The 11,591-nt window shown below is 56.5% G+C and carries 15 protein-coding genes and 1 pseudogene; 3 read left to right on the top strand and 13 right to left on the bottom strand.

Annotated elements, in window-relative coordinates; all coding sequences use genetic code 11:
• Positions 1 to 2: 2 nt before the first annotated feature.
• Positions 3 to 197: a hypothetical protein gene (locus tag G7A99_RS04010; protein ID WP_163138954.1), complete on the top strand. Its 195-nt coding sequence runs from the start codon at positions 3 to 5 to the stop codon at positions 195 to 197.
• A gap of 129 nt (positions 198 to 326) precedes the next feature.
• Here G7A99_RS04010 and G7A99_RS04005 read toward each other — a convergent pair whose 3' ends face one another.
• A complete protein-coding gene (locus G7A99_RS04005; RefSeq protein WP_163138953.1) occupies positions 327 to 869 on the bottom strand; it encodes an NADPH-dependent FMN reductase in 543 nt (180 codons plus the stop codon).
• A gap of 44 nt (positions 870 to 913) precedes the next feature.
• Complete coding sequence (locus tag G7A99_RS04000) at positions 914 to 1,231, bottom strand: antibiotic biosynthesis monooxygenase (RefSeq protein ID WP_163138952.1); 318 nt, start codon at positions 1,229 to 1,231, stop codon at positions 914 to 916.
• A 165-nt stretch (positions 1,232 to 1,396) separates the two neighbouring features.
• Here G7A99_RS04000 and G7A99_RS03995 point away from each other — a divergent pair, with 165 nt between their 5' ends.
• Positions 1,397 to 2,317, top strand: coding sequence for a LysR substrate-binding domain-containing protein (locus G7A99_RS03995; RefSeq protein ID WP_163138951.1), 921 nt, complete (start codon positions 1,397 to 1,399; stop codon positions 2,315 to 2,317).
• Positions 2,318 to 2,368: 51 nt separating this feature from the next.
• Here G7A99_RS03995 and G7A99_RS03990 read toward each other — a convergent pair whose 3' ends face one another.
• Entirely contained in the window at positions 2,369 to 2,734 is a 366-nt protein-coding gene (locus G7A99_RS03990) for an antibiotic biosynthesis monooxygenase (protein WP_163138950.1), read from the bottom strand.
• 167 nt (positions 2,735 to 2,901) lie between these two features.
• Between G7A99_RS03990 and G7A99_RS03985 the strand changes: the two genes are divergently transcribed.
• Positions 2,902 to 3,588: a helix-turn-helix transcriptional regulator gene (locus G7A99_RS03985; protein WP_163138949.1), complete on the top strand. Its 687-nt coding sequence runs from the start codon at positions 2,902 to 2,904 to the stop codon at positions 3,586 to 3,588.
• A 100-nt stretch (positions 3,589 to 3,688) separates the two neighbouring features.
• Here G7A99_RS03985 and G7A99_RS03980 read toward each other — a convergent pair whose 3' ends face one another.
• From G7A99_RS03980 to G7A99_RS03935, 10 genes and pseudogenes are all read right to left on the bottom strand, one after another.
• A complete protein-coding gene (locus G7A99_RS03980; RefSeq protein ID WP_163138948.1) occupies positions 3,689 to 4,099 on the bottom strand; it encodes an iron chaperone in 411 nt (136 codons plus the stop codon).
• Positions 4,100 to 4,214: 115 nt separating this feature from the next.
• A complete protein-coding gene (locus G7A99_RS03975) occupies positions 4,215 to 4,496 on the bottom strand; it encodes a hypothetical protein (RefSeq protein WP_163138947.1) in 282 nt (93 codons plus the stop codon).
• Positions 4,497 to 4,608: 112 nt separating this feature from the next.
• Positions 4,609 to 4,998 carry a VOC family protein gene (locus tag G7A99_RS03970; RefSeq protein ID WP_163138946.1) on the bottom strand — a complete coding sequence of 130 codons (390 nt, stop codon included), beginning with the start codon at positions 4,996 to 4,998 and terminating at the stop codon, positions 4,609 to 4,611.
• A 97-nt stretch (positions 4,999 to 5,095) separates the two neighbouring features.
• Positions 5,096 to 5,539: an SRPBCC domain-containing protein gene (locus G7A99_RS03965; RefSeq protein ID WP_163138945.1), complete on the bottom strand. Its 444-nt coding sequence runs from the start codon at positions 5,537 to 5,539 to the stop codon at positions 5,096 to 5,098.
• A 100-nt stretch (positions 5,540 to 5,639) separates the two neighbouring features.
• Positions 5,640 to 6,077 (bottom strand): annotated as a pseudogene (locus tag G7A99_RS03960) (transposase); the annotation flags it as partial.
• 103 nt (positions 6,078 to 6,180) lie between these two features.
• Positions 6,181 to 6,594 carry a GFA family protein gene (locus tag G7A99_RS03955; protein ID WP_163138943.1) on the bottom strand — a complete coding sequence of 138 codons (414 nt, stop codon included), beginning with the start codon at positions 6,592 to 6,594 and terminating at the stop codon, positions 6,181 to 6,183.
• 101 nt (positions 6,595 to 6,695) lie between these two features.
• On the bottom strand, positions 6,696 to 7,313 hold the full coding sequence (locus G7A99_RS03950; protein ID WP_163138942.1) for a hypothetical protein: 618 nt from the start codon (positions 7,311 to 7,313) through the stop codon (positions 6,696 to 6,698).
• A 68-nt stretch (positions 7,314 to 7,381) separates the two neighbouring features.
• Positions 7,382 to 8,107, bottom strand: coding sequence for an abortive infection system antitoxin AbiGi family protein (locus G7A99_RS03945; protein ID WP_163138941.1), 726 nt, complete (start codon positions 8,105 to 8,107; stop codon positions 7,382 to 7,384).
• Positions 8,108 to 8,200: 93 nt separating this feature from the next.
• Positions 8,201 to 8,932, bottom strand: coding sequence for a DUF6615 family protein (locus G7A99_RS03940; RefSeq protein ID WP_163138940.1), 732 nt, complete (start codon positions 8,930 to 8,932; stop codon positions 8,201 to 8,203).
• Between the two features lie 202 nt (positions 8,933 to 9,134).
• The gene (locus G7A99_RS03935) at positions 9,135 to 11,417 is read right to left on the bottom strand and encodes an AAA family ATPase (RefSeq protein ID WP_163138939.1); all 2,283 of its coding nucleotides are present in this window, start codon (positions 11,415 to 11,417) and stop codon (positions 9,135 to 9,137) included.
• Between the last annotated feature and the right edge of the window lie 174 nt (positions 11,418 to 11,591).

Raw genomic sequence — 11,591 nt, 5'->3', positions numbered from 1 at the left:
GGATGGATGACGACAACGGCCACTGCCCGCCGGGGCGTGGCCTGCTCCGCCGGCGAGGGGACCGAGAGCATCGACTGGCTGTTGAAGTAGTCGAGCACTTCCCCGTCGGCCGCGAGATGCTGGACGAACGCATGCCCCGCCGCCGCGACGCGATGCTGCGTGACCGGCTGGCCGGGATCGGGCGGCAGCAGGGGTGATGGGGTTACCGAAGCCAGCGGGGCAGGCTTCAGGCGAACCGGAAATCACGGGCGCCAGACGGAGAGACCGGCATACCGTGCGCCGAACTTCCCCGACCCTCGACCCCCTGTCACCGGCGGGAAATGAGGTCATGGCCTCCGAACCCCCCACTTCACGAGGCCGTCGAACACCCGGTGCATCTGCCGGGTATGGTGTTCTGCGCCCTTGAACCGGCCGTCTTCCAGGAGATCGAAAAGATCGGGAATGTGCACCGCATCGCGCAACGGTGACATGCGCAACTCGAGGAGAACGAGCCGAAGCTGTTCGATGGCGCGTTCGCCGCCGTTCACCCCATAGGCGATGAACCCGGCGGGCTTGTCTACCCACTCCGCGTACAGGTAATCCAGCGCGTTCTTGAGTACGGCCGTGTAACCATGGTTGTACTCGGGGCTCACGAAGACGAACCCGTCGCCGCGAGCGATCTGATCGGCCCAGCGCCGCTGCAATGGATCCTCGTAGTCACCGATGATCGGTGGTTTCGGGAGGTCATACATCGGCAGCTTCCACTCCCGCAGATCCACGATCTCGGTCGTGATCTCCTGATGCTCCGCCGCAACGGCCTGTGCCCACTCCGCGATCGCCAGAGCGTTCCGACCCCGACGGATGCTGCCCACGATGATCTGTATATGCATGAGACCACTCCGGTGTGTTTCGTGTGAACACGGGAACGACGTCGTCAGTACTGCAGCGCAGGGTCATAGACGGTCGCCGTCACCGTGATGCCCCGCGCCTGCCAGTCCGCCATCCGGTCGATGCCCCGTTCCCGCCGTTCCTCGTAACCGGCGCGCAGGGCGTCGCGCCAGTCGTCCTCACGTTCCCATCGGGCCACGTTGACAAATCGGAAATGCGCGTCGGTCTGTGCGCTGCGGTACAGGGTGCCGTCGATGAATCCCGGCTGACGGATCATGAAATCCTTGTCCTCGTTCCATTCGGCGAGGAAACGGTCGACGACTTCCCAGGGCACCTCGAAAACCGCGATCAGCGTGACGGCCATGCGTGTCTCTCCGGTTGCGCGGGTTTGCATGCACGGGGGGCACAGATACGGCATGTCTTCGCTTCGCCCGTGCGTCGATGTGGCGTGGTACGGTAACGAACGTTCCGTAAACGGGACTAGACAGGAAAAACGGAAAACACTGTTCCATAAATGGAATGGACGAGGATGCCAGATCTCAACGACCTCTACTTCTTCGCCGCGGTCGCCGAGACCGGCAGTTTTACCGCTGCGGCGCGCGCCCTCGGCATGCCGAAGTCGACCCTCAGCCGTCGAATCGCGCGCCTGGAAGACACGCTTGGGATTCGACTCCTGCGCCGCTCGACCCGACAACTCACCCTGACTGACACGGGGCGCGCATACCACGAGCGTTGTCGCGACCTGGTAAGCGCAGCGGGGGCTGCGCAAGGGGTGGTCCGCGAAGTGCACGAGGAGCCCAGCGGGCGAGTCCGGGTGACCTGTCCGATCACCATTGCGCAGGTTCTCCTGGCGCCGGTGATCCCGGAATTTCTCGAACGCCATCCCCACGTTTCACTGCAGATCGACGCCACCGGGCGGCCCGTCGACGTCGTGGGTGAGGGCGTGGACGTGGCCCTGCGCGTGCGTCATCGACTCGAGGACTCCTCGCTGGTGATGCGCGAGTTCGCGCTGAGCGCGCCGGTGGTCGTCGCCAGCCCGTCGCTCCTTGATCGCGAAGGCGAGCCCTGCCGGCCGGACGACCTGTCGCAGATGCCGACCGTAGGCATGGAGCGCACGGATGGGCGCTGTTCCTTTCCGTTCGAGGATCGCGACGGGCGCATGTCGCCGGTGCATGTCACGCCCCGCGTGGTGACCGACGACCTGCGGATACTGCGGGAGCTCGCGGTGAAGGGGGTGGGTTTTGCCGCCCTGCCCCGCTACATCTGTTGGCCGGAGCTCATGGATGGCCGGCTAGTGCAGGTGCTCGCCGACCGCTCAATGCCGGCCGGGCGCATCCACGCCGTCTATCCGTATCGGCGCGGCCTGGACCCGGCCGTGCGTCATTTCATCGACTTCCTGGGCGAACGCTTGCCCGAGGTCGCCGACACCCTGGGCGTCCGGCCGGACTGATGTCCGCACGCCGTCAGGACCTCCGTGTCGCGGCGAGGCGCATGACTGCGATCAAGCATGCTCCCCGGGTGTTTCGGCGTGTGCCTCACGTGAGTCCGATGGGGCTTCGCGCCGGTCGTGCATGCCGTAGTCCCGGACCACCTCGGCGACCCGGAGGCGATAGTCGGCGAAGATCGTCTCCCGGCCCGCTTCCTGGATACCGCGATGCGCCTGCGTATTCCTCCACTCCGTCACCGCCGCCTCGTCGCGCCAGAACGACAGGGAGAGGACCCGGCCCGGCTGTGACAGACTCTCGAACCGCTCAATGGACAGGAAGCCATCAACGTCCTCGAGTTGCGGTCGCAGCAAGGCCGCCGCATCGAGATAATCCTGGTAACGTTCCGCGTGCGGTAGTGCCTCGAATATCACTGCTATCATCGAACTCTCCATGCTGGGGCGGGCGACGGCGGTTCACTCGCGCCCGGTAAAACACCCCGAACCCGTCCCGGGCGGCGCTCGCGAATGGGCCCGGGCGGGTTTCGGCAACAACGCGAGGAAACGGTAGCACGGGGCCATGCGGGGATTGTTTCGATCCGGATCGAACCATGAGTGAAGGGCCCAATATCGTCCGGGTGGCCGCGCTGATCGGGGATAACGCGCGCGCGGAGATCCTGACGGCGTTGATGTCCGATCGCGCGATGACGGCGACCGAGCTTGCGCATCTCTCCGGCGTGACCAGGCAGACCGCGAGCTTCCATCTCGGAAAGCTGCTCGAGGAAGGGCTCGTGGTGGTCGATCGCCAGGGGCGGCATCGCTATTTCCGTATAGCCGGGTCCGATGTCGCGGAGCTGATCGAGTCGATCATGGGTGTGGCCTTCCGTTCGGGCGGCAAGCGACCGGTGACCGGCCCGCGCGACCCGGGGCTTCGCCGGGCGCGCATCTGCTACGACCACCTTGCCGGTGAGGTGAGCGTCGAGCTGTATGAAGCAATGCTTCGGCACGACGTGCTGCGAAACGACAACGGCGGCATTTGGCTGACCGACCGTGGTCGGCGTTGGTTCGGTTGCCTGGGGGTCGATACCGATGCCCTGGATTCGCGTAAACGAATCTTCTGCCGTCCCTGCCTGGACTGGAGCGAGCGCCGGCACCACCTGGCCGGAGCGCTGGGCGCGGCGCTCCTCGGAAGACTGCAGGCCTTGGGCTGGGCGGCAAGGACGCCCGATTCCCGTACCGTCACATTGACTCAAGAGGACGAGGAATCGCTCTGGGCGATGTTCACCCGGGCCACCTGATCTTCCGGGGCAAATCGGGATCCCAGTCCCAAGCCGCGGTATGTGCCGTACGAGGCAGGCGTTCGCGGGCGGTAGCCTCGCGAACGGTTGAAGGCATCTGTCACGCGCCCTGCTGTTTGCCCGTCATCACCGCGATGCTGGCCCCGACGAGCTTAACCACCAGTTCCTTCGGGATGGCACGGTCCAGCGGGAAACTGATGATCGCCTTCGTCACGGAGAACCCCGCCACGTCCTGCTCGTGATCCGTCAGCACCGGGGGGCGGACATGCAGACGCACGCAACGCTTCCGGAAACTGAACCAGGCGAACATGCCGTTATAGTCGTACCCTTCATAGCAATAGCCCGGCATCCGGAAATAGCTGACGGTCTCGACAGCACCGGGGGCCGCGTCATGGATGGCATCCCGGATTTCCCGAAGCCGCGGGCGCGCCTCTTCCGGGCACTGTTCAATATAGTCCTCGACCCCGCCGGGAACGATGGGCTTCGACTTCGCGGATTTTCTGGCTGCCACGATGGACCTCGTGTTCCGTGATGTATCGTGTCACCGTGAGCGTCCCCGCCCGAACGACTCCACGCCCGGCGCGCCGGCGACGATGATGATCCGTGCGTGCGTTCGACTTATGTAATTAGCATTCTGCATTCACGGTGATCGCCACATCAGACGGTATGCTGAGCGAGATTCCATAGCATGAACGCTCCCTCTCCGTCGGGCAACAAGCCTCGGGGTCTGACAGCTCTACCACGACAGGAAGGGTCTGACCCCTTAAGGAAACGATATTCCTATTAGCCCCATCCAGTTCTCCCCAGAAGGCCACCATTCCCCCGGAATATGTTTCGCACTTCAACCAGCAAGTTTTTTTATCGACAGAGCAGCTATCATCCACGATTTCAGCCAGCACCAGTTCCATTTCGGTTCACCTATACATAAGGCCGCGCCCTTATACGTAACGCGGGGATTACCAGCGGCTATGGGCCGCCGGCGGAATGGCGGTCCGGTTCAGTGCCCTGTTGAGCGCGCACTCATGAAAACGAAAACATATTGATAAGCAGCCCGTTCGGATCCGCGACCATGAATCGCTTCATTCCGAATTCCTCAACGCATATATCTTGCGCCAGCTCGAAGCCACGAGCCTTCACCGCAGCGTATGTACTCTCAATATCTTCTACCTGCACGGATATGATCACGCCCTGTGCAGGGCGCTGGAAAGGCTGTGGCGTAAACTCATGGTCGAGCCGCATGATACCGATTTGCAGCTCCGGTTTTTCCGGCGATGCCATCTGGATATACCAGCCCTCGTGCTCAAAGCCAACGACAAAACCGAGTAGCTCTCTATAGAACTCCCGGGTCTCTTCCATCTTGTGAGTGCAGATATTAGGAAGCAGCCTTGTAACGGCGATATCCTTATTCATGGTTTACCTGCTTGGTTTAATGGGATCTGGGCGTCCAATGCCCGGGCTAAGCCGCCGGGGGAAGCGCAGCGGAGCACCGGTCGGCTTGAACCTCTGGTTATATGCCACTTCTTGTTTGCTCAAGCACGCGCGTGAGCCGATCAAGATTTTGCTCATTTGCTGGGCCTGCTCTTTCTTTGACGACCTGAGCAGTTTCAGCATCTTCAAACACCTGGTTCCAGGTTACGCGCGTTCCATGATCTTCAGCAGTGAGCTCAATTGTGAGCCGGAATCTTGGTGGGCAGTCATGGTGAATAACTATTTTCGAATTGGGTTCAAGTGCTTCGAACGTGCTCTCGTTCTGATAGTTAGTTCCGTCTGGGGCATGCATTACGAACTTCCAGCGCCCACCTTCTATGAAATCATGAATCTCGAAGGTATTCGAAAAGCCCTCAGGCCCCCACCACGCAGCCAGCAATTTCGGCGACGAAAATGCCCCATAAATTTCTTCTGCGGAAAAAAGCAGCGTTCTGGAGGTGCGTAGTGTTCTGTCGTCAGTCATGCATGGAACTCCAGGTTGAGCGGGATTCGTGACGTATAACGCCGAGGATTGAGGCGCGTGTGAAAGCGCACGGTGACCTGCCCGGGTGAATTGGACACGTTCATGCAGCTAGTCTCCGGAATACGGCCGGCGATTGAAACCCCAACGCCGAGTGTAGCCGACGCCTGCTGTAGAACCGAAGGTAGTCGTCGACGTGGCTGATCAGCGTGGACACGGATTGTTGCGGGCGGCGCTCGGTGACGTCGGACTCGGCCTTCAGCGTGCCGAAAAACGACTCGACATCGACGTTGTCGTAGCAGTACGCCCGGCGGCTCATGCTCTGTGTCAGGTGATGGCGGGCCAACAGCACCTTGAAGCTGTTGGCCGCGTATTCGATGCCCTGATCGGAGTAGAAAAGCGCCCCACGGCGCGGGCCGTGGCGCTGCAGGGCGTTGGAGAGTGCCGCACGGGTCAGCGCTGCGGTGCACCGCTGCGAGGTCGCCCAGCCAAGAACCTGCCGGGTGTATTGGTCCATCACGACCGCGAGAAACAACCAGCCGCGTTGGGCGGGGCCGCCCGGGGGTCAGGTCTGACAATCCAAGATCGACGCATACCGCCGCACGGCACGACTCACCCACTCGACTCTGTCCTCTACCATGGAGTTACGCCTCGGGGCCGTGACAGAGTGGCAACTCTCGGTCGCCGACGAATCGGGGCAGTGTATCAACGACATCAAACCACGGGATCCGTTCTTCGTAGAAATCGTGCTGTGTCGGGTTGAAGGCTTCGGGTCGGTCGAACGTGCTGATGTGCAGGTCGATGATATTCGTGTCCGGGAAGCGCTTCGAACGGGCCTCCCACGTTAGCGATGTGCCGCAGTCGGCACAAAAGGCACGTCGAACGCCGGGTGAGGATTCGTAAAACTTCCTTTCACCCTTCGTGAACTTGATCTGTTCCTCGACGAAGATCACCAATGTAACTACCGGTGCACCCGTGTGCCGTCGACAACTGGAGCAATGGCAATTTACGACGATCTTGGGTTCGCCCTTTGCTTCGTATCGGATCGCCCCGCACATGCATCCGCCCTTGTGTGGTGAGCTTATTTCCACGATCGGTACCTCTCATGCAGCGATTTTCTCGACGCGGTTCTTGTGTATTCGTCGCCTAACGCCAACCATCAATCGGAAAACCCGAGAAAACCCGAGAAAACCCGGACGAAAACCCGGGACAGACCACGATTTCCACGTAGAAACCCTGAGTAATCTTCGTCGCGCGCGCTCTCCTTGGCACTGTTCCCTCCCTGGCTTCCTTGCCTGACGACGTTTAGCCTACCACTTCCACGACCTCCCTCAACTGCGCAAAACCGTGGTCTGTCCCCGGTTTTCCCCCCTTGTCCCCGGTTTTCCCCCCGGTTTTCCCCTCTAGCTTCTACGCCCGACTTCTCGCCGATGTATCCCGAGATGACCACAACAAGAACGTGCGAACTTTTCTTTTCCAATTCCCCGATTCGCTCCCAAAGGAACTCATACTTCTCGCTCCGCTCGCAGAGGAACTCGAACATTTCGCGCTTAACCAGATCCCAGTATTTCTTTTCCGGTCGGTGATCTTCTTCGGACAGAAGAAAACGTCGTGGTCGGTTGGCTGATGCCTGTGGCGGTACTGGGCCGCCACGCCACATATACCGGGCAACATCATCAATATTGTCGACTGCCCCGACCTCCCACGCCATCAACGATGTGGCTTCGTACGTGAGGTCATCCGTATCGATAAAATTTAAAAGCTGTTGAGCGTTCATTTTCTATGCATAACGTTCAAGGTAAGCCGCGCCCGCACGGCGTCGGCTTGGGCCGCTGGTTAGGCGTGCTAGATTTCATTTATGCGGCCTTTGTACGTCGGATAGTCAGAAATAGCTCGATCCTTGTAGCCTTGCGCCACCACTAACCTTGATACCTGTGCTGGCTCAAACTTCATATTCCCATACTTACGCCACTCTTGTTCCATATAAAAATTATCAGGATGGTTGTGTGGTAGCTCTGAGTTAAAAGGCTTGATGAACGCCAGAAAGTCCTTGAGAAGCATGCTGTGGACCACAGATATTGCAGATTCAGGGGTCGTTGGGGCTTGACCTAAGCTCCGACTAACTGGTGACGGGCCTTGTTTGCCATAGACCTGGACATTGAACCCCTTAACGATAGCTTCGATATCGCGCAGAAGGGTCAATCCGTTGATCGACTGCCAATCATCAGACCGCATGGGTATGTACATGACTGGGCGCGCACCATACTTTATGAGGAGCCAACGAGGGAGAGCTAAACCGAACTTACCATATTTGCTGACATGCGTGGATAGGGCGTCGAACGGTATGTCCGCATAGCAAGTGACAGTGGGGACAATTAGTTCTTCGGTTTCTAATCGATTGTCCCAGGTTGCTGTATATCCGGTTTGGCCCCAACTGCCATCGTGTGGCGGGTGCGAGATGCAGCCACTCCGCAGGACTAGGCCAAGCCTCCTGTAATTCTCTTCGTCATCTTGGGGCGATGAGTGCCCTACGAAATGGAACAACTCGTCGGACGCATATTGGGTGGTCAATGCTCGATGTCCTTTTTTTGCGCCTAACGCCCGGCTCACGCGCCGGTTTGGAGCCGCAAAGCGGCGGAAAATCGGTCGCCTTGCAGCCTATTGTTAAAACTCTTGGCCTCCAGTGTCGATGACCATAATTCTTTTTGGATAGCCGCCAAACTCCGATTTATAAAGATCGTCTGGGAGGTTGGCAATATTTCCGGTCTCTTGAAAATACGCCAAATGATCGGGTAGTGATTCGAACTTTTTATAGCCTTTATCCTCAGGCAAAAAACCATTCGGGTATTTGGCCAATCGAGAGTCTAAAATGCCTGGGCATAAGAGGCATTGCCACGGTTTTGCGGACGAATCGTTATGCAGCGCCTCAAACGATTTATCTTGCCTCCGCTTGTGGGCCTCCTTCACTATCCGAAGAGGAACAATAGTACACCCCATCTGTTCTAGCTCTGGATTGTATGTACAATGCCAGCGGCCATTAAGCTGGTTCTGATCAATAGCGTTATAGAAACAATACAACGGGATTGCCCCAGTTGATTTTGAGAAGTCCTCTAAAATCTCAATCTGGAATTTAGTAGCACCCTTATGTTTATGTCTGAGGCGATCATACTTTCCGGAATTCAAGTACATTCTCTTTGCTTGAACTGCGTAGCGGTACCAGCCTTTTGCGTTGCAGCCAATCCAAAACTCCCAGTCGAAGCCTTTTTCTCTTTCCTCGTGCTTAGTAGGTTTGTCCACACGAAAGAAGTATAGGCTTTCCCTTTTTATTTCAAGCAAATTTATATCGGTTAGCGTCTCTTCAGACTGAACACAGTCTAGCTCGTGACCGTGCTGCATTCGGTAGAACGTATCCTTTGCGAGTCTTCGGAGAAGGTCGAAGCTTGTCTGATATTGGCTCATTACTTCCCTTAGAGGTTTTAACGCATGGGTTCAGCGGCGTTTGAGGCGACGCCCGTTTTTGCGGCAGCAAAAAATGGATGGCGGGTCAAACATCCGCCGCAACGATTTGTTATGTGCCTGTACGCCACACCCCGAACAATTAGGCCCTTCCTGAGTGAACAACATCGATAGCTCGCTCAACAAACTGTCGTAATTCACCATCTATGATCTGTACTTGATCGGCAGAAGGATTAGTGTCGTGATGAAACTGGCCGGCATAACTATTAATTTCAGTCAACTCATCAATGATGTTCTGAGCGTAAACAAGTGGACTGTCTTGCGGGGCGTCGTTAATTGCATCGATGACCTGCCCGAAAAGCAAGCCGCTATTTATCAACCCCGGAAATCTCCGATGCAGGTACCCTTCAAGCATGGGCCTGATTGATCTAGCCACCTCCATGCTGCTCTGTGCCGCCCCATTCAAATACTCACCTAATACCCTATGACATTTGAAGTACGCGCTTTCACACTCCTTATCAAGGTCTATCGCATCAAAATTGCTATAACGGTTTGCGACAGTTCTTAACTTCACACACGCGACGTCTTGCGGCGGGCTAGTTCGCAAAATTTCATCTCTCAGGCTCCGCATGAAATGAATATCGTGCATCAGCACGATTAGTTGCTTGCAGTTCTCGTGAACTCGCTTCAATATCAAACGCGTCTGCTGTTTGCGATTGAGGTCAAGGCTGCACATAGGATCGTCAATGACAATGACTTTATTCGCCAAATCAGTATCGGACTCGACAGACGCGATGAAAAACGCAAACGCCAACGTCCGTTTATCGCTTTCGCTTAATGACGTTTTGAAGTCTGGTATGCCTCCGGCCAATTCAATATTGGACCCTCGCATGTGGAGGTTGTAACTGCTCCTTAATCCACCCCTATAATTAAAATCTATGTTAGGAATTGAGAATTGCGCACCGAAAGCACTGAGCAGCTGATTTATCCTATCTTTGTAGCGCTCTAGCGTCGTCTGCATGATCGCATTCAACGCGTCCTTTTTATTCTGCTTCTCGGCCTTTGTGTCGGCTTCCCGCGCTATCGCTGCATCAAGTTGGGAGAACAGATCGAGGACATCCTGCCGATGTCGAGTCTTCGCCATTTCCAAATTGGCAATGGCCTGGCGCAGGCCATCCAGATTCACTGCGGCCAAGCTCGCCTTGTAGGCCGTGATCAGGTTAACCGCATTGTCTATACCGTCGTTACAATACCTTACTATTCCAACGAGTTCACCCCAGATACTAATCAGTTCATTCTTCGCGTCATCGGAACCTACGGATTCAAGCAGATTTTCCTCTTTAGTGAGCCTTAGAGCATCGAGACGCTCTCTTATTGCAGTCAGATTTTCCTTGGCGGCCTCGCGATCAAATTCCGGAGGGGGTATTTCAACATGCTCTTGCCAACCGTCGATAGTCGCACTAGCCGTAGAAAAACTTGCCTGCAATCTATCAACAATTGCTTCAGGTGCAGAACTAGATATAAGTCGTGGCAGATCAGCTACAGATGCCTTCAGTTCGTTATAGTCCTCATTGAAATAGCTGCGATAGGCTTGTATGAGCTCAACCCCTTGGAGCGGCTGATCGCAATATGGGCAACTTTCTGTCTCTCCATATGCATGGCCATCACTGATCCATCTTTCGAGATTCGGCTTCGCGTGAGCGTCTAAATGTTGTTTGACGCGCTGTTCAGCGGCCAGGTCAATATCGGACAGGGAGCTTCCAAAGATGCGAAAGATTTCAGTAACGTCAAAAGCAGGCTCGTCAAGTTTATTAGGCAATGCCTTCGCCTGAATTAAGCCTATGTTTTGTGCTTCGACAATCCGTTCGTTTAATTCTGCGATCTGGTTATCGGCATCCGGCACTTCCGCTAGTTCCCGAAACTGCTGAAGGGACAATCCTTGGTGAAAGCCGCTTAGCTGAGACGTGAGATCTCTTACCAACTGCGATGCTGCTAACGCATCATTGTCCGCCTGGTCATACTCACGTTGAGCGTTCACCGCACTAGTTCCTAGCGCAAATTGAAGAAGGTTTTTCCGCTGATCTGTACTTACCTGACCTCCGGCGTATACGTTCTTCTCCACAAAGTCTGCATCGAATACCAGAAGTTCTGGACGTGGGTTGTTCCAACTGGCGTTTGCGAACGAGGACTGCTGCCCATTCGAGAATTGAAGAAGAACATCGGGCTGGCAGTTGCCATCTATCGTTCTTCGGCGACGTATCAAATCTGGATCATTTGAAGCGCAAGATCGAAAGATGGATGCAAGAGTTGATTTGCCTACTCCGTTATCAGCGTAAAAAAGAGTTGCCTTCTTTAGGGAATGCTGTCGGCCATCCGCATCATGAAGTAGGCCAATTCCCTTAACCCGGTGGATTCTTTCAAGCATTACTTAGCCGCGCCTCCCCAATCACTAGTCATTCAGTTCGCACCATCACCCAACAGGCACATAACGGCCAGCTTGAGGCGCCGAGGGAAGCGCGCCAGTGACCTTGCCCGGCTGAATTGGACACCTCTTCGTTTCTGCAATTGATGAGGTGATCCATGAAATACCGCCGCTACG

It is taken from the genome of Arhodomonas sp. KWT (assembly GCF_010993615.1).
This window is presented reverse-complemented; position numbering and strand designations above follow the sequence as displayed.